Source organism: Prochlorococcus sp. MIT2304, from assembly GCF_059772405.1.
Genome location: NZ_CM186286.1, coordinates 1,724,038 through 1,742,002, shown reverse-complemented (window position 1 = coordinate 1,742,002; position 17,965 = coordinate 1,724,038). Strand labels below are relative to the sequence as shown.

Below are 17,965 nucleotides of genomic sequence, written 5' to 3'. Positions count from 1 at the left end.
GATCAATCCAATGTTTTCATCTGTTAAATCTTTGACTAAATCACTGCAAAGAATTTTTGCATTTTTAATTAGTTTCGGAATTTTTTTTCAAGTTTTAATAAAACCAGCTTTTGCTCTGAATGATGGACAACTGCTTGTTATTGAAGCCTGGAATTTAGTAAATGAGGGTTATCTAGCACCTAATAAATTTGATGAAATTAAATGGAAGAAACTTCGTCAAAAAGCCCTTGAAAAACCAATAAACAATTCTCAGCAAGCCTATGCAGCAATAGAAGCAATGCTTCTTCCTCTTGGTGACCCTTACACGCGCCTATTGAGGCCTGATGATTACGAAGCAATGAAAAAAAGCAACATAGGTAGTGAAATCAATGGTGTTGGGCTTCAATTAGGAGCGAGAAAAGAGGATGGTGAAATAGTTGTCATTTCTCCGCTTGAAGGCTCTCCCTCCGCGGACGCAGGCATTACGAGTGGAACAATCTTAAAAAAAGTTAATGGGCAATCTCCAAAGCAACTGGGACTTGAAGCAACGGCAGCAAAATTGCGAGGGCAAACCGGAACTCAAGTAATTGTTGAATTAGAGCAACCTGACAATGAAATCAAAGAGATTTCTTTAGAAAGAAGAAGTGTTGATTTAAGACCAGTTAGAACCAAAAGGATAAGAAATGAATCTCATACATTTGGTTACTTAAGAATTACACAATTTAGCGAGGGAGTGCCTGAGCAAGTCAAAGAAGCACTGGAGGAGCTGACATTTAAAGAAATAGACGGACTAATTTTGGATTTGAGAAACAACTCCGGAGGTCTTGTAAGTTCTGGTCTTGCCGTTGCAGATGATTTCCTCAGCGATATGCCTATTGTTGAAACAAAGAAGAGAGATGCAATAAACGATCCGATCGGCTCTGGGATAGAAACCCTTTATGACGGACCTATGGTTACGCTTGTAAATGAGGGTACAGCAAGTGCTAGTGAAATTCTCGCTGGAGCCTTACAAGATAATAAGAGATCTGAGCTTATAGGCAGTAAAACTTTTGGCAAAGGCCTAATACAATCTTTGAGTAATCTCAGTGATGGTAGTGGTTTGGCGGTAACAGTTGCCAGCTATTTAACTCCAAGCGGAAGAGACATACAAAATCTTGGAATAGATCCTGATCGACTCTTGGAGATGCCTGAGCCCCTTAACCCGGGCTCTGATGAAGACAGGTGGCTTTCAGATGCTGAGCTGATCATGCAAGCTGCTTTGGACAAAGAAGAAGTCTCAGAGAAATTATCAAAAGAAATTCAAGAAAAAGAAGAACAAATAACTAGCGAATAAATCTAGCAAGCATGCCAATAAGAACTTATTACGATCCTCTACATCAATCCATTTCATTAAACAGCTCAATCCCTGAAGAAAAAATGGTGATGGAATTAATAGATTCCTCCCCCTTTCAAAGGTTGAGAAGAATTAAACAACTAGGTCCTGCTTATTTAACATTTCATGGTGCAGAATCAAGCAGGTTCACTCATTCTATTGGAGTATTTCACATAGCAAGAAGAGCAATAAATCATTTGTCTGAATTTAATTCTAAACTAAAAGAGCACAAATTCATTCTCTACGGTGCAGCTCTTTTACATGATCTAGGTCACGGACCACTAAGTCATACAAGTGAGGAAATATTTAAAATCAAGCATGAAACATGGACGGCAAAATTAATAAATTCAAATCAAGAAATTGCCATGATACTTAATAAATATGGGAAAGGAAATGCAAAAGCAATTTCAGATTTAATCCAATCAAGAAAAGGATCAGAAAAATCAATAATTGCCTTAATAAGTAGTCAGCTTGATTGTGATAGGCTCGACTACCTAATGAGAGACAGTTATACAACAGGAGCCAGATATGGTCAGATAGATATTGATCGAATAATCTCAGCAATGATAATTGCACCAGATGGAGATTTAGCAATTCAGCCTAAAGGTTTAATGGCAGTTGAGCATTATTTAGTAATAAGAAATCTAATGTACAGGAGCGTATATAATCATAGATTAAACGAGGTTTGCAATTGGTTACTGGAACAAATCATAAAAACAGCAAAAAAGATTGGTCCTAAAAAACTATGGGCTGATGAAAACATGTCTGAATGGTTATGGAATCATGAAAAAATGAGTCTAGAATGTTTTTTATCTAATGATGACATAGTCACTGGTTATCATATCAATAAATGGCAAGAATCTGATTCGGATAATCTATCTAATCTCTGCAAACGTTTTATAAATAGAAATTTATTAAAAGCATTAAATATATCCTCTTTCTCTTTAGAGACAAGGCTAGAAGCTCTTGCAAAAGCTAGAACATTAACAGAAAAATATTGTATTGAACCAGATATTTCATGTGGATTACGAGAGCAAATAGTTAAAAGCTATCATCCTTATAAACATGGTCTTCGTCTATGGGATGGAGAGAACCTACAGGCACTAGAGAAAGCATCACCATTAGTTGAAAGATTAATTGAGCCTAACCAATCTTCATGGTTAATTTATCCAAAGGAAATAGAAAGTGACTTAAAAATAGAAATAGAAAAGCTCAAAATCAAACATAATTAAAAATGAACTCAAAACCTCAAAAAATTATTATCGATATCAAAGATAGTAAATATTCAGATTGGATAATATGTTTAAAAAATAAATTAAAAATCCTGAATTCAAGAACGATCGAGATCGATTGTAAAAGTCTAGATCTTTCATGTAAAAATATAATGGAAGTAAACGCAATTGCTAATTACTTTAATTGTAAGATAATTGGTTTTTGTTCAACATCACCAAAAACAATAGTAAGCTCTCAATCACTTGGTTACAATTCTCAATTCATTCTTGACAATAATTCAAATTTACCCTTAGAGAAAAATAAAAAAATTTTAACTTTTTCAAAAACAACCTTTCATCAAGGAACTGTCAGGTCAGGGGAATATATTGAAAGCCCTGGGGATTTATTAATACTTGGAGATGTTAATCCGGGGGCAAAAGTTAGTGCAGAGGGAAATATTATTATTTGGGGAAGGCTTCTTGGAATTGCCCATGCAGGCAGCGAAGGGAACTCTAAAGCAACTATTTCCGCACTTCACCTCAGACCTGTTCAACTAAGAATAGCTAAAAAAGTTGCTAGAGGGCCCAAGGGAAAGCCTCAAATTGGTCTCGCAGAACAAGCAAGAATATATGCAGAAGAAATTATAATCACCCCTCTCGAGACAACATAGTTCAATAAATCAAAGTAACTAAAACTTTCAAGCAAAAACAAGAGAAAATCCCTACTTAAAACCTAAGAGATGTCTTCAAAAGCAAACCCAATGCTCCCGATCTCACAATAAAGCTTTTTTCTTCATCAAAATCGAACTAAAGTTTGACGAATTCAAGGAGGTCCGTGGCGACAGATACGCGCGTCATTCTTATTTGCTCAGGTAAAGGTGGGGTCGGCAAGACAACCCTTACAGCGAATCTCGGAATTTCACTAGCAAGGCAGGGTCTAAGAACTGCTGTTTTAGATGCAGACTTTGGTCTGAGAAATTTGGATTTATTATTAGGTCTTGAGAATCGAATTGTTTATACCGCACAAGAAGTTTTAGAGGAGGAATGCAGACTTGATCAGGCCTTAGTGAAGCACAAACAAGAATCAAACCTATCTTTACTGCCAGCAGGAAATCCAAGAATGCTTGATTGGTTAAAACCCGAAGATATGAAGCGCATAGTCGAGATGCTAAAGGAACAGTTCAACTACGTTTTAATAGACTGCCCGGCAGGAGTTGAAGATGGATTTAAAAATGCCATGGCTGCTTCTCAAGAAGCAATTATAGTTACCAATCCTGAGGTTTCAGCGGTAAGAGATGCAGACAGAGTAATTGGCTTGCTTAATACAAATGCTATTAAACCAGTCCAATTAGTTCTTAATAGAGTTAGGCCAAAGATGATGGCGAACCAAGAAATGCTTTCTATCGATGATGTGACTGATATTTTAGCCTTACCTTTGCTTGGCCTCGTACTTGAAGATGAACAGGTAATTGTCAGCACCAACAGAGGGGAGCCTCTAACTTTAAATAGCCTTAATTCACCAGCAGCAAAATGTTATTTAAATATTGCCAAGAGATTACAAGGAGAAGATATTCCACTTATTGATCCCGCAGAGGAAAATTCGGGAATTGGGGCGAAATTTAGAAGACTAATGCAAACAAAAATTTTCTAAAGCAATGGCAATGACACTTAGAGACATTATCAACAAACTACTACGTAGACAGCCTGCGAGCGCAAGCACAGCCAGAGAAAGGTTGCAACTTGTTTTAGCTCATGATCGATCCGATCTCAGCGCAGAGCTCTTAGATCAAATGAGGAAAGAAATACTAGAGGTGGTAGCCAAATATGTAGAGATAGATGTGGATGAGGGTGCAGTCAGTCTTGAAACAGAAGATCGCATGACCGCACTAGTTGCAAATCTCCCAATAAAAAGAACTATGACTGGTCAAATTAAACTTAAAGAGACCATGAATCAGTCAGAAGAAAATTCTCAAGAAACTGAAGAGACAGATTAAAGTCCCTAACCAATTAAAAGATGCCTCTAATCTTTTGGCTTAGAAAAAAAAGATCTTTAAAAAATTATTTTCAACAAATTTCCTTTATGGAGCAACTTTTAGTTTCCTTTCTTAGGTAAGATGTAAAGAATGCCGGCTTAGCTCAGCGGTAGAGCAGCGCTTTTGTAAAGCGAAGGTCATCAGTTCAAATCTGTTAGCCGGCATTCGAAAATTCTAGAGAGAAAATCTATTTAGCTTTACCACTGATAATCCAGATCAAAAGAGAAGCAAGAAAAAGATTTAAAAATTTTAATTGAAAAATCCACTCAAGACTCATTATGGGGTACTTTAATAGCCACCAAAAAAAAGACTGCAGAAGTAAAACTGTTGCCAGCAAATAAAGCATTGGTTACTTGTTATTCAAAATGACCGAGCCAGACCTCAACAAATACCATTTACCTTCTCTCCATTCAACAACTGTGCTTGCTATCCCAGAAGACTTTGGCCAAGGAACAGGAGCAAGTCTCGGAATTCCAGGGAATTGAATCGAAGCTTCCAATGCATCTTTAACAGGAGGTTGTCCAGAAATATTTGCACTTGTAGTAGCTAGAGGACCAGTTTGCAATAGCAAATCTCTTGCAAGTTTTAGAGCTGGGATTCTTAGACCTAAAGAATTAGAATTAGAATTCAAATTCTTAGAGAAACTGCCTATCGTTGGAAGGACAATTGTTAACGCTCCGGGCCAATAATTTTTTGCCAATTTCAAGCCGTCTTCGATAGCTGAAGGTTTAACAAACTCAAACAAATCATCCAAGCATCCTCCCATCAATATCAGCGGCTTATTTGAGGGCCTTTTCTTGATAGTCCATATTTTCTCGGAGAATTGAGGGTAAGCAGAAAGTGCTGGCAAAGTATCTGTAGGGAATAGAGCCAAAGATCCTTTTTTTAACTTCGAGGCCAAGTCAGAAATTTCAAATTGATCAGTGCTCATTTTTATTTTTTGCGACAAGAAGCATATCTCTTAATACCACTTAAATCTTTTTCAAAAGAGACTTCTTCCATTCCAATATTCTTCATAAAATTAATTATCTTTTCACTTTGATCATAATGATGTTCAATAATTAACCAACCTCCTTTAGCAAGACCATTTAATGCTCCAAGAATTATTTTTTTTGACGCATTCATTCCATCCTCTCCACCATCCAAAGCGATAAGTGGCTCATGATTTTTCACAATTGGCTCTAACTCTTTAATTAATTTTGAGGGTATGTAAGGAGGATTACTTAAAACCAAATCAAAACATCCCCACCATTTTTCTAAAGGTTCCCACCAATCCCCCAAAGAAAAACTCACATTCGAATTAGGAGCTATAGTTTTTAAATTTCTTTCTGCCAGATCTAAGGCATCTTTACTAATATCAGAGGCATGTCCATTCCAACTGGGAAGAGCTTTAGCTAAAGATACCGCAAGAGGTCCGGAACCTGTTCCCAGGTCAGCCCACCTACCAGAATTCATATCAGACACTTTTTTCAAAGCAAAATCAATCAAAAATTCTGTTTCTTGCCTAGGGATAAGAGCACAGGTTGAAACCTCTAACTCAAAATCTCTCCAGGGACACTTTGAAATCAAATATTGAAGTGGAGTTTGATCTCTTAAATGAGCTTTCCAAAGAACTTCTAATTCTTCAATTGAGATTTCTAGAGAAATAAAATTCTCGGGATTCAAAATTATTTTTTGTAATTGACTCCAAGAAACTCCTGCTGCGATATCTAAAAGCCAATCAAAATCTACTTTTCTACCTCCTTTGAGCATCATTTTTCTTCTCCAATGAAGAAAAGTATTACCAGAAACAGAATTAACCACCATTTAAATTTTAGGACCATCTTCTAGAAGTAAAAAAATTTTCTTAATTTCAGGAGGAACTTGTCTTACTAATTTTATTGAATCTTTTTCTTTCCTGACCAGAACTAATTCTATCAATGCTTCTGCTCCAATATCACCATTTACTTTTAAAAACAAAGTTTTACACTTAAGTTTTATTTTATTTACAAGATTAAATTGACTTTTCAATAATATTTTCTCACCATGTGTAAAAGATATTTTATATTTAATCTGAGCTGAAATCACAGGTATTTCATATCCTTTTTTAGATAATGTTGAATATGTTATCCCAATTTTATTTAAAGCATCAATTCTCCCCTCTTCAAGGAAGTTGAAGTAAGACCCATGCCACATAACTCCGGCATGATCAGTGTGCTGAGGAAGAATTGTTTTAGTTAAATTCCACTCTTTTTTTTTTATAAATTTATTCAAAAGCAAACATTATCTACTAAGCGTGTAGTTAAATAAAAAATTTTTACAGCAATAACTCATAAGCAAAGCTCAACAATTATTTGGATCTCAAGCAATTACCCGAGATCATTCGTTAAAAAAAAATTTCTCGATTACTTTTTAGGTTCAGGGCTCAATCTACCTTTACTTGAATCTGAATAAAAGCTTGATTTCTCACCTTCGCTGGTGGAGACAAATAAACCAATGAGAAAGATGGTTGGCACGCCAACAAATAAAAGACTTGCGGCAAATCCAAAACTAGTGGTTTCCATAACCGAGGTTTTTACTCAGAACAATTTTACTCAAACAGACTATATATCCCTTCAGCAATAAAACTGAGATTTGGATCAAAGAGATGGCGATTTTGTAATTTGCCGAAAAATTTTGTTTTAAAAACCTCCAGATAAATATTTTTGGGATTAGTAAGGAGGTCTAAAAAAATTTTTTCAGGTGTATTTGATCTAAAAATTTCAGTTTTTTGAAATTGGGTTGATACAAAAACGGCTTAAAATTACAAAATCACTTTAAATTTGAAAATTTCTTTTTTTTCTTTTCTTTTCACTTTTTTCTAGTCTATAACTGGATACTCACCAATATAAGCGACTGAAAACCTGCAAGATTCCATCCAATAGTGTCAAAAGTCATTTCAGGTATCTACATCCTGTGCATTAACTCAAGCAATACCATTTACGATCATGCGAGTCTTGCTGCATTAAGCAGCTTCGTTATACGAACCTGACCCATGGGATTGCCCTGGTATCGGGTGCACACAGTCGTCATCAACGACCCTGGCCGCCTCTTGGCCGTGCACCTCATGCATACTGCTTTGTTAGCCGGCTGGGCCGGCTCAATGGCCTTATATGAATTGGCCATTTTTGATCCTTCTGATCCAGTACTTAATCCAATGTGGCGCCAAGGCATGTATGTCATGCCCTTTATGGCCCGCCTAGGAATTACAGGAAGCTGGAACGGATGGGATATAACCGGTGCAACCGGAGTAGACCCCGGCTTTTGGAGCTTCGAAGGGGTTGCTGCAGCTCATATAGTTTTCAGTGGTCTTTTGATGCTTGCTGCCGTATGGCACTGGACATACTGGGACCTTGAATTATGGGAAGATTCACGCACTGGTGAACCCGCTTTAGATCTTCCAAGAATATTTGGAATTCATCTTTTCCTAGCTGGCTTAACATGCTTTGGTTTTGGGGCATTTCATTGCTCAACCGTTGGCATATGGGTTTCTGATCCATATGGATTAACCGGACATGTAGAAAAAGTCGCTCCAGTCTGGGGTGCAGAGGGATTTAATCCATTCAATGCCGGAGGAATTGTCGCTAATCACATTGGGGCAGGACTTTTAGGAATAATTGGTGGAATATTCCATATCACAAACAGACCTGGTGAAAGGCTTTATAGAGCTTTAAAGCTTGGAAGTTTAGAAGGAGTTCTTGCAAGTGCTCTTGCAGCTGTTCTTTTTGTATCCTTCGTAGTTGCTGGAACCATGTGGTATGGATCAGCTACAACTCCTGTCGAATTATTTGGTCCTACCAGATATCAATGGGACTCTGGGTATTTCAAAACTGAAATCAACCGTAGAGTTCAAGATTCTATGAATGATGGGGCTTCAAAAGCCGAGGCTTACGAATCTATTCCTGAGCAACTTGCTTTCTATGACTATGTCGGAAATAGTCCTGCTAAAGGCGGTCTATTTAGAGTTGGAGCAATGGTTAATGGCGATGGAGTGCCAAGTGGATGGCAAGGTCACATCTCATTTACAGATAGCGAAGGTAATGACTTAGAAGTTAGAAGAATACCAAATTTCTTTGAAAACTTCCCTGTCATTCTTGAAGACAAGGATGGAAACGTTAAAGCTGACATCCCTTTCCGTAGGGCAGAAGCTAAGTATTCCATTGAGCAAACAGGAGTTAAAGCTACTGTTTATGGTGGTGAATTAAATGGACAAACATTTACTGATCCAGTAGTTGTTAAGCGTCTAGCCAGAAAGGCTCAACTTGGAGAAGCCTTCAAGTTTGACAGAGATCGTTACAAGTCTGACGGTGTTTTCAGAAGCTCTCCAAGAGCATGGTTCACCTATGCACACTTGTGCTTTGGCTTGTTATTCCTCTTTGGTCACTGGTGGCACGCTGCAAGGACTCTCTTCGGCGACAGATTCTCAGGTATCGATCCAGAGCTAGGCGATCAAGTTGAGTTTGGTCTCTTCAAAAAACTTGGAGACGATTCAACACGCCGAATCCCTGGTCGGGCCTAAGTCAGGATTCTTTACCCCCCTTTTTACCGAGAACTTAGATGGAAGCTTTCTCCTACGTGCTAATACTCACTTTGGCACTTGTAACCTTGTTCTTTGCTGTCGCATTTCGCGATCCTCCAAAGTACGACAAGTAAAACACAATAAAAAAAGCCCTGACTTAACGTCAGGGCTTTTTTTATTGTCTAACTTACAGATCAAAAGTTATTTTGATTTAATCTTTAAAACATACATTTTTCCAAATAAAAAGTATGTTTATTTATTTTGCCCCTTCTCAGGAGCCAAATAAATGTTTAAAGTTAGTTAAATTATTTAAAAGGGCTGCATGCAGTGCCCATCTTGTCAAAACACAGACAGCCGAGTTCTTGAATCTCGTTCAGCTGATTCTGGAAGAAGTGTAAGAAGAAGAAGGGAGTGCTTAAATTGCGACTTCCGATTTACTACTTATGAGAGAGTAGAAACAATACCAATCACTGTTTTAAAAAAAAGCGGCGCAAAAGAACTATTTAATCGAAGTAAAATAATTAATGGTTTAAACAGAGCATGTGAAAAAACACTTATAAATGCATCGAAAATTGAATTTATTGTTGACGAAATAGAATTAGAACTCCATAGAGGTGTTCGCAAAGAGGTTAAAACAATCGATATTGGAGAAATGGTTCTTACACATTTAAAAGATATCAATGAAGTTGCCTACATAAGATTTGCCTCTGTTTACAGAAAATTTGATGGAATAAATGATTTCATGAAAACCCTTGAATCACTAAAACCAATAAAAAAAGAACAATTGGCATCAGTCATTTAACTAGAAAGACCTATCAATAAAGTAGAATTTAATTTCAATTTGGTCGGCGGGCCATTTTGTATTTCTATCGCACTGTCCTAAAAAGGCAGACCGCCATTCAAGCATGTCAGAAAATCCAGCAGGTAAAGCTCAAGAAACAAATCCTGAAAAAGAAACATCAATAACTGAAGAAAGCACTACAAATTCGTTAAGTACAGAATTTGAAGAAAATTCCACTAATCAGTTAAAAGAAGAAGAAATTCCTAAAGACATTCCATCTGCTGACGACTCTTCAAGCAGAGTTACTAAGAGTGATCTTGAAAGCGCAGGTTTCACCCTTGATGAATTTGCATCTTTACTAAGCAAATATGACTACAACTTTAAACCTGGCGACATAGTTAATGGAACTGTGTTTGCTCTTGAATCCAAAGGAGCAATGATTGACATTGGCGCCAAAACAGCTGCTTTTATGCCAATGCAAGAAGTATCCATTAATAGGGTAGAAGGGCTGAGTGATGTTTTGCAGCCAACAGAAATTAGAGAATTTTTTATAATGACTGAAGAGAATGAAGATGGCCAATTATCTTTATCGATTAGAAGAATTGAATATCAACGAGCTTGGGAAAGAGTTAGACAATTACAGAAAGAAGATGCCACAATTTACTCAGAGGTTTTTGCTACTAATAGAGGCGGGGCTCTCGTTCGAGTTGAAGGTCTTAGAGGATTTATTCCAGGATCACATATTAGTACTAGAAAAGCCAAAGAAGAGCTAGTAGCAGACTTCCTACCATTAAAATTTTTAGAAGTTGATGAAGAGAGAAATAGGCTTGTTTTAAGTCATCGAAGGGCCTTGGTTGAGAGAAAAATGAATCGCCTTGAAGTTGGAGAAGTTGTTGTAGGAGCAGTAAGAGGAATCAAACCCTATGGTGCATTTATTGATATCGGAGGTGTAAGTGGACTTCTACATATCTCTGAAATAAGTCATGAGCATATTGAAACTCCTCACTCAGTATTGAATGTTAATGATCAAATGAAAGTAATGATAATAGATCTAGACGCTGAAAGAGGCCGAATTTCCCTTTCCACAAAAGCACTTGAGCCAGAACCTGGAGATATGCTGACAGATCCTCAGAAAGTTTTTGATAAAGCGGAAGAGATGGCAGCAAGATACAAACAAATGCTTCTTGAGCAAGCGGAAGAAGGAGAAGATCCTATTGCAGTAATGACTATTTGATTATTTACATTTATTGAGATGGCAGAACTTTTTATAAGAAATAACTCTATTGGTTTAATTAAAGGAATAATATTTGACAAGGATGGAACTTTATCAAATAGTGAAAAATGCTTACTAGAATTAGCCAAAACCAGAATAGAATTTGCAGCTAAAAAATTTAGAGAATTAAAGATAAATAATCTTAGAATTACTTTATTAAAAAGGTTACTTAAATCAGTTTATGGATTAAAAAAACAAGCTCTTTCTGCCAATGCAAGTCTTGCCATTGCATCTAAAGAGAATAATATTTTATCTACTGCAACAATTTTTACATTGTTTGGTTTTGATTGGTTTAAGTCACTTTCCATAAGTGAAGAAATCTTCGATGAAGTAGATATTTTCCTTTCTACTAATAGATCGAGAATGAAAAAGCATAGAACTTTAATTTCAGGAGCATTTGATCTATTAGTTTCTCTAAGAAAAAAAAAAGTGAGTATTGCATTAATGACAAATGATACTCAAAAAGGAATTGAAGAATTTATCATCAGCAACAAATTAGAGGGTATCTTTGATTATTTCTGGAGTGCAGAGAATAAACCTTCCAAACCCAAACCAGAAGCAGTTATAGAACTTTGCAAAAAAATGAACTTAAAACCATCTGAATTTGCCCTTATTTCAGATGCAGATACTGATTTAAAAATGGCCAAAAAAGCTGATATTCCAGTAGTAATAGGCTTCACAGGGGGCTGGGAAAACCCCCCGATCCTTACTGAAACAAGATTTCTCATAAAAAGCTTGAATGAATTAACGATTCATTCAAGCTACTAAAATAATTAAGATTGATATTTCAAATGAGTAGATACGTTTTCACATCTGAATCTGTGACTGAAGGGCATCCAGACAAAATCTGTGATCAAGTTAGTGACGCAGTTTTAGATGCATGCTTAAGTGCAGATCCAACCAGCAGAGTCGCCTGTGAAGCAGTTGTTAATACTGGGTTATGCTTAATAACTGGAGAAATAACGTCTAAAGCAGAAGTAGATTTCAATAAGCTTGTGAGAGAAGTAATCAAAAAAATAGGATATGAGAGTTCTAGTGCTGGGGGATTTGATGCGAATAGTTGCGCAGTCCTTGTAGCACTTGATCAGCAATCATCTGATATTGCTCAAGGAGTAGATGAAGCAGATGATCATTCAACTGATCCGCTAGATCAAGTTGGTGCTGGAGATCAAGGAATTATGTTTGGATTTGCGTGCGACGAGACTCCTGAGTTAATGCCATTACCAATCAGTCTTGCTCATCGTTTAGCTAGGCGTCTTGCATTTGTAAGGCATCAAAAAATAATTGATTATCTATTACCTGATGGGAAAACCCAAGTAAGTGTCTCTTATGAAAACGGAGTACCTACGTCTATAGACACAATATTGATTTCTACCCAGCATCAAGCTGAAGTCGATGGATTAACTCTTGAAAAAGAAGTTCAGGAGAGAATTTCAAAAGACCTATGGAAATTTGTTATTGAGCCTGCTACTGAAGACCTACCTCTAAAACCCTCTCAAGATTCAACTCGTTTTCTTGTTAATCCAACTGGGAAGTTTGTGATTGGAGGTCCACAAGGCGACGCAGGTCTAACTGGAAGAAAAATAATTGTTGACACCTATGGTGGCTATGCTCGACATGGAGGAGGTGCTTTCTCAGGGAAAGATCCTACAAAGGTTGATAGATCTGCAGCTTATGCAGCAAGATTTGTTGCGAAGGCATTAGTTGCAGCAAATCTTGCAAAAAAAGTTGAAGTTCAATTAAGTTATGCAATAGGAGTTGCTAAACCGATCTCAATACTTGTGGATTCATTTGGGACAGGGAAGATTTCAGACAATGAACTAACGAAACTTGTACAAGATCAATTTGATCTAAGGCCAGGCGCAATTATTAAAACTTTCAATCTTCAAAACCTACCAAGTATTAGAGGTGGAAGTTTTTATCGAGATACTGCTGCCTATGGTCATTTTGGCAGAACTGATATTCTTCTTCCATGGGAGGACGTATCTAAAAAAGCCAAAGAATTGATAAGTCATATATGAAACAAATTGAAATTAAATTTCAATGCTGATCAAATCGCTTGTACTTGGCATAGACCTTGGTACAACAGGCTTAAGAATAGCAATAATTAACACTAAGAATCAAATATTGTACACCTCAGCAATGCCATACTCTACAGGTATAGAGATATGTGAAGACTGGATATATTGCCTAAAAAAACTAATTCAAGAAGTTCCTAAAGATCTAAAAGAAAAATTAGTTTCATGTTCTGTAGCAGGAACATCTGGAACACTCTTAGCATGTAGAAATAATGGGATTCCAATTGGGAAGGCTTTACCCTATTTCTTATCCTGTTCAGAATATAAAAATGAAATTCACAATCTCTTTTTAAAAGAATGTGCCGGCTCCAGCTTAAGTGGAAGTGTTGGAAGAGCATTAAGGCTTTTAGCCGTACATGGTGACGAAATCATCTTGAGACACCAAGCAGATTGGCTTAGTGGATGGCTTTTAAATAATTGGGAGTATGGAGAAGAAGGTAACAACATTAGAATGGGTTGGGAAGTAGTAAATAATTCATGGCCAGAAAAATTCAAAAATTTAAGATGGCTAAAATGTCTACCTAAAATAATTCCTTCAGGTCAATTAATGGGAACTATATGCAATAAAAAAGCAGATGAATTAAATTTACCTAAAAATCTAAAAGTAATAGCAGGAACCACAGATTCAAATGCAGGAGTTTTAGCAACATGTCCTAATAAAAATGATGGGATTACAATACTTGGAAGTACAATAGTTATTAAGAAGTTTGTCAAAAAGCCCCTTGCAGGGAAAGGAATATCAAATCATAAAATATTAGGCACTTGGCTTTCAGGAGGGGCCTCTAATGCAGGCGGTGCAATCCTACTTGATTTTTTTAATCTGGAATATATTAAAGAATTAAGCAAGCAAATTAATCCTTATAAATCAACAGGGATAGATCTTCTTCCATTATCAAAAAAAGGAGAGAGGTTCCCCATCGATGATCCAAATTTACAACCTAAACTTGAACCAAGGCCAGTTAGTGATTCTCTTTACCTTCATGCATTATTAGAGGGATTAGCAAAAATTGAAGCTAGAGGGTGGCAAAAACTTCATGAAATAGGCGCTGATCTACCAAGGCAAATAATTACTATTGGAGGAGGTGCAAAAAATATTACTTGGAAAAAAATTAGAGAAAAAGAAATAGGTATCCCAATAAAGATTTGCAATAGGCCACCTGCTGCAGGAGTGGCTAGTATTGCATTACAAGCCATCTCATCATCAAATAATAAAACTCTATAAAATTTCTAATATGTTTTCACTGCAACCTCACTATCTTATTCATTAATTCTTAAATCAATTATCAAAAAACCTATGAATTCTGAACCCATTACCAAATCTTCGAGTAAAAGAATATGCAATCATATGAACAAAGATCACCAAGATGCCGTCAATGCCTATGCAAAACATTACGGGAAAATAGAAACTTTTAGATCAGCAAAAATGATAAGCCTAAGCGCAGAATCAATTGAACTAAAAATTGATGATCTAACCATAAACATCCAATTTGATCATGTTCTTCAAGACTGCTCAGATGCTCATAAAACATTAGTAAGGATGATTAAAGACATCCCTACTTAGACATGAAAATCTCTTTCCCATACCATTTAAATTCATCATCATTTCAAAATTACTTTTAAAGGGGGGGAAAGAAAATTAATGAGATTTCGATTTGTTTTTCAATAAGGTACTGACGAATTGGTAGATTATTAGAGTAATAGGCCGGGATAGCTCAGTTGGTAGAGCAGGCGACTGAAAATCGCCGTGTCCCCAGTTCAAATCTGGGTCCTGGCACCATCTAAAATTGGAATTTTTGGATACCCAAAGCACCTAATTAGGTGCTTTTTTAGTCTCTATATCAACACTTTTATGGTTTTCATATAAATACAAAAAACTATTCAAGGATCTTAAAAACCAATGCATTTTTGCCAACTGAAAGGTGTTTTCTTCCTCTCATAAGTCTTATTTCTAGCCCACTGCACTCCCAAGTTCTTACAGAAGGCATTTCTAATGATTTTCTTCAAAGTGCTTTTAGCCTCTTGCAAAAACATGCCAATCTTCAAACCAACCTGTTAAGACTTCATCCTTAGGGTATTCAAATACCTTCAAACTTATTAGCTGAGCTCTTCTTCCGTGGTAGGAAGAAAACACTCGCGACTGGTATTCATAAGGCCTACTCAAAAAGAGATCTTTTTGTTATTGAAAAAACTTTTGAGTTATTGGCGTAGACAAAACAGTATCTTTATATTAATTAGACTTGTCTTGCCAGCGGCAAAGAAGCTAGGGAGTGAGAAAAATATTTTTCGTCTCTTCTTTTAGGAATAATCCTCTGCAGGGATCAATTACATGAACCAACCAATAAGAAAAGCATTGCCAAATCCAAAAGGATGGTTAGTTGCGCAAACTAGAGATTTTTTTCTGTTTTTTTATTCGTGATCCGAAGTCTGTAATGTTTTCTCCGACAGTTTTCACTCAGCTTTGGTGTGGCACTAAAAAAGGAATTCCAACAAAATTAAAAAACAAGATTCAATTGGATTACGAAGGTGAACATGAGACTTAGAGAGAACTGCTATCGAATTATTGGAGATTAATTGAATACCAAATCAATAATGCTTGTTCTTGAATTTTTTTAAAATATAGATAGTTCCAACAAATCCTACTAGAGGGACTAAAAGACAAAGCCTTTTTCTCTTCTAAACGAGTAACCAATAATCTTGGATTTAAGCCTTGATCAAACCAAGTTTAAGTTCTTTGAAAACCCTAAAAAAATTCAAGAACAGCTTAAATATTACAAAATCGCATGAGAGTTGAACCTGGAAGCTAAAAAAATAAAAGATCATTTCTATATTGCGTTAGCATTATGGAAATTAGGAGTAAAGAGATGATGAACCTTTTACTTGGAGTTCAAAGCACTTTTGATTTATCAAAAGTTGATTTCTCATCAGGGCTCGGAATCAATTCACCTGATCTTGCTGGAATATCGTTTTTAATGGTAATTTTTGCTGGAGTTCTAGCTTTGAGGCTTGGAACAACTCTCAGAGATAATTAATTCCCAACACTGATAAGAATCAAAAGACAACCCTTATACCTAAACAGATAATTTGAGTGAATAAAAAATTTTTTTCAAGTGAAAACACTGATTATCTACTTCGATTTTCTTCGAAGGCAGTTAACGATCACGATAAAGATCACAATCAATAAAACTAAAATATCGTTTACATCTGGCAAAATCAACATCTGACGCTAGACCACATCCTAAACAACAAATATTAATTATGTTGGGTTTGAAATCATTTATCCGCAAATTTTTTAATATGCTTATTTATCTAAGAACTAATCCAAACTAGGGGTTATCAAATCAATTAAACAATGATTACATAAATCAATAATCTTACCTATTTTTAATATTCTTATTAAGTAGTATAAATCTTATCCTGCCATTATGAATTTAGAAGCTTCTAATGAAAATTCATATAATAATGCTGACAGCTTTGCAATGGCATTTGATGCAGCATGGAAAGGTTGTGACTTAGAAAAAAATAATGATTTAAATATAGAAGATAAAATAAAAATAACTTTTGAAAAAATTAAAACACATCCTTTCCTAATTGAAAATCCAGAACAATCAAAGAATTTAGCTCTATTCAGGATAAAGTTGTTAGGCCTCTCATAAGTTTTAATTCATAAAGACAGTTTAATTGATATATAAGAGAAAATAGTTGCTTAATTATTTACTTTTTATAAATTTAATTTTCCCCGAAAATATTGTCTTGTAATTTTTAATCCTTCCTTAAATATTATTTTAGGTTGCCAATTTAATTCTTTTCGTGCAAGATCAATTGAAGGTTTTCTTCTAAAAGGATCATCTTCAACTTCATTTAAAAACTTTAAGTTTACTTTTTTTACAGAATCACTTCTTATAAGATTAGCTATTTCTAATACCGAAATTTCTTCTGGATTCCCTAAATTCATAGGACCTAAACTTGAAGAATTCATGAACAGAATCAAACCATCAATCAAATCATCAATAAAACAAAAGCTTCGTGTTTGATGACCATTCCCATAAATAGTCAAGTCCTCTCCATGTATAGATTGAACTAATAAATTACTAATAAGTCTTCCATCACTTAATAACATTCTAGGTCCATAAGTATTAAATATTCGTGCAATTCTTATATCTATATGATGCATTCTCACATAGTCGTAACATAACGATTCTGCGACCCGCTTACCCTCATTGTAGCAACTTCGAACTCCTATAGGATTAACATTACCATTATAATTTTCTGGTTGAGGATGTATTTCGGGATTTCCATAAACTTCACTAGTACTAGCAAATAATATTCTAGCTCCAACTCTTCTCGCCAATTCAAGCATATTGTATGTTCCAAGAAAATTAGTTTTAGCTGTTTTAATTGGGTTAAATTGATAATGAATTGGAGAAGCTGGACAAGCTAAATGCCAAATCCGATCAACATCAAGTGTGATTGGCTCAGCAACATCATGATGTATAAACTCAAAAGATCGATCTCCAATCCAATATTCAATATTTTCTTTACTCCCAGTAAAAAAATTATCCAAACATATAACTTTTTCTCCAGATATCATTAAACGATCAACCAAATGAGACCCCACAAAGCCAGCACCTCCAGTAATCAAGTTTCTTAAAGGAATTGTGGCCATCAAATTTCAAACTTTAATAATTTGTTTGGTATCTTGCA

At 35.7% G+C, this 17,965-nt stretch carries 21 protein-coding genes and 2 tRNA genes; 18 read left to right on the top strand and 5 right to left on the bottom strand.

All coding sequences use genetic code 11. The annotated features are described in order from the left end of the window. Window positions 1–10 precede the first annotated feature (10 nt). The 6 genes from ctpZ to AC6EIY_RS09925 all read left to right on the top strand — a co-directional run bounded on the left by ctpZ (window position 11) and on the right by AC6EIY_RS09925 (window position 4,759). A complete protein-coding gene (gene ctpZ / locus AC6EIY_RS09950) occupies window positions 11–1,312 on the top strand; it encodes a carboxyl-terminal processing protease CtpZ (RefSeq protein ID WP_498506737.1) in 1,302 nt (433 codons plus the stop codon). An 11-nt stretch (window positions 1,313–1,323) separates the two neighbouring features. Next, window positions 1,324–2,583 (top strand): HD domain-containing protein, encoded by a 1,260-nt coding sequence (locus AC6EIY_RS09945; protein WP_498506736.1) that lies wholly within the window; start codon window positions 1,324–1,326, stop codon window positions 2,581–2,583. A gap of 2 nt (window positions 2,584–2,585) precedes the next feature. Then, window positions 2,586–3,233: a septum site-determining protein MinC gene (locus AC6EIY_RS09940; protein WP_498506735.1), complete on the top strand. Its 648-nt coding sequence runs from the start codon at window positions 2,586–2,588 to the stop codon at window positions 3,231–3,233. Window positions 3,234–3,397: 164 nt separating this feature from the next. Beyond that, the gene (gene minD, locus AC6EIY_RS09935; protein ID WP_498506734.1) at window positions 3,398–4,213 is read left to right on the top strand and encodes a septum site-determining protein MinD; all 816 of its coding nucleotides are present in this window, start codon (window positions 3,398–3,400) and stop codon (window positions 4,211–4,213) included. Window positions 4,214–4,217: 4 nt separating this feature from the next. Next, window positions 4,218–4,556, top strand: coding sequence for a cell division topological specificity factor MinE (gene minE / locus AC6EIY_RS09930; RefSeq protein ID WP_498506733.1), 339 nt, complete (start codon window positions 4,218–4,220; stop codon window positions 4,554–4,556). Between the two features lie 131 nt (window positions 4,557–4,687). Further along, window positions 4,688–4,759: transfer RNA gene (locus AC6EIY_RS09925), tRNA-Thr, on the top strand. Between the two features lie 185 nt (window positions 4,760–4,944). On the opposite strand, the gene AC6EIY_RS09920 is transcribed toward AC6EIY_RS09925, so the two are convergent. The 4 genes from AC6EIY_RS09920 to psbM form a co-directional block, all read right to left on the bottom strand. Next, the gene (locus AC6EIY_RS09920) at window positions 4,945–5,526 is read right to left on the bottom strand and encodes an L-threonylcarbamoyladenylate synthase (protein ID WP_498506732.1); all 582 of its coding nucleotides are present in this window, start codon (window positions 5,524–5,526) and stop codon (window positions 4,945–4,947) included. 2 nt (window positions 5,527–5,528) lie between these two features. Continuing rightward, window positions 5,529–6,350: a peptide chain release factor N(5)-glutamine methyltransferase gene (gene prmC / locus AC6EIY_RS09915; RefSeq protein WP_498508220.1), complete on the bottom strand. Its 822-nt coding sequence runs from the start codon at window positions 6,348–6,350 to the stop codon at window positions 5,529–5,531. A gap of 51 nt (window positions 6,351–6,401) precedes the next feature. Further along, complete coding sequence (locus AC6EIY_RS09910; protein WP_498506731.1) at window positions 6,402–6,848, bottom strand: acyl-CoA thioesterase; 447 nt, start codon at window positions 6,846–6,848, stop codon at window positions 6,402–6,404. Window positions 6,849–6,979: 131 nt separating this feature from the next. Continuing rightward, a complete protein-coding gene (gene psbM, locus AC6EIY_RS09905) occupies window positions 6,980–7,138 on the bottom strand; it encodes a photosystem II reaction center protein PsbM (protein WP_269609630.1) in 159 nt (52 codons plus the stop codon). Between the two features lie 470 nt (window positions 7,139–7,608). On the opposite strand from psbM, the gene psbB reads away from it, so the two are divergent. From psbB to AC6EIY_RS09845, 12 genes are all read left to right on the top strand, one after another. After that, window positions 7,609–9,132 (top strand): photosystem II chlorophyll-binding protein CP47, encoded by a 1,524-nt coding sequence (gene psbB, locus AC6EIY_RS09900; RefSeq protein WP_498506730.1) that lies wholly within the window; start codon window positions 7,609–7,611, stop codon window positions 9,130–9,132. Between the two features lie 38 nt (window positions 9,133–9,170). Continuing rightward, entirely contained in the window at window positions 9,171–9,266 is a 96-nt protein-coding gene (locus tag AC6EIY_RS09895; RefSeq protein WP_011294325.1) for a photosystem II reaction center protein T, read from the top strand. 188 nt (window positions 9,267–9,454) lie between these two features. After that, window positions 9,455–9,934 (top strand): transcriptional regulator NrdR, encoded by a 480-nt coding sequence (nrdR, locus tag AC6EIY_RS09890; RefSeq protein ID WP_498506729.1) that lies wholly within the window; start codon window positions 9,455–9,457, stop codon window positions 9,932–9,934. 103 nt (window positions 9,935–10,037) lie between these two features. Further along, window positions 10,038–11,147, top strand: coding sequence for a 30S ribosomal protein S1 (locus tag AC6EIY_RS09885; RefSeq protein WP_498506728.1), 1,110 nt, complete (start codon window positions 10,038–10,040; stop codon window positions 11,145–11,147). A gap of 18 nt (window positions 11,148–11,165) precedes the next feature. Further along, entirely contained in the window at window positions 11,166–11,954 is a 789-nt protein-coding gene (locus AC6EIY_RS09880) for an HAD family hydrolase (protein WP_498506727.1), read from the top strand. A gap of 23 nt (window positions 11,955–11,977) precedes the next feature. Beyond that, window positions 11,978–13,207, top strand: a complete 1,230-nt coding sequence (gene metK, locus AC6EIY_RS09875; protein ID WP_498506726.1) for a methionine adenosyltransferase — start codon at window positions 11,978–11,980, stop codon at window positions 13,205–13,207. A gap of 22 nt (window positions 13,208–13,229) precedes the next feature. Beyond that, window positions 13,230–14,486 (top strand): FGGY-family carbohydrate kinase, encoded by a 1,257-nt coding sequence (locus tag AC6EIY_RS09870; RefSeq protein ID WP_498506725.1) that lies wholly within the window; start codon window positions 13,230–13,232, stop codon window positions 14,484–14,486. A 72-nt stretch (window positions 14,487–14,558) separates the two neighbouring features. Next, window positions 14,559–14,825, top strand: coding sequence for a DUF2470 domain-containing protein (locus AC6EIY_RS09865; RefSeq protein ID WP_498506724.1), 267 nt, complete (start codon window positions 14,559–14,561; stop codon window positions 14,823–14,825). A 140-nt stretch (window positions 14,826–14,965) separates the two neighbouring features. Further along, a tRNA-Phe gene (locus tag AC6EIY_RS09860) sits at window positions 14,966–15,041 on the top strand. Between the two features lie 652 nt (window positions 15,042–15,693). Beyond that, on the top strand, window positions 15,694–15,804 hold the full coding sequence (locus AC6EIY_RS09855; protein ID WP_498506723.1) for a hypothetical protein: 111 nt from the start codon (window positions 15,694–15,696) through the stop codon (window positions 15,802–15,804). A 300-nt stretch (window positions 15,805–16,104) separates the two neighbouring features. Further along, window positions 16,105–16,293 (top strand): photosystem I reaction center subunit XII, encoded by a 189-nt coding sequence (locus AC6EIY_RS09850; protein WP_498462189.1) that lies wholly within the window; start codon window positions 16,105–16,107, stop codon window positions 16,291–16,293. A gap of 393 nt (window positions 16,294–16,686) precedes the next feature. Next, window positions 16,687–16,917 (top strand): hypothetical protein, encoded by a 231-nt coding sequence (locus AC6EIY_RS09845; protein ID WP_498506722.1) that lies wholly within the window; start codon window positions 16,687–16,689, stop codon window positions 16,915–16,917. Between the two features lie 65 nt (window positions 16,918–16,982). Here AC6EIY_RS09845 and AC6EIY_RS09840 read toward each other — a convergent pair whose 3' ends face one another. Continuing rightward, window positions 16,983–17,927: a UDP-glucuronic acid decarboxylase family protein gene (locus AC6EIY_RS09840; RefSeq protein ID WP_498506721.1), complete on the bottom strand. Its 945-nt coding sequence runs from the start codon at window positions 17,925–17,927 to the stop codon at window positions 16,983–16,985. Between the last annotated feature and the right edge of the window lie 38 nt (window positions 17,928–17,965).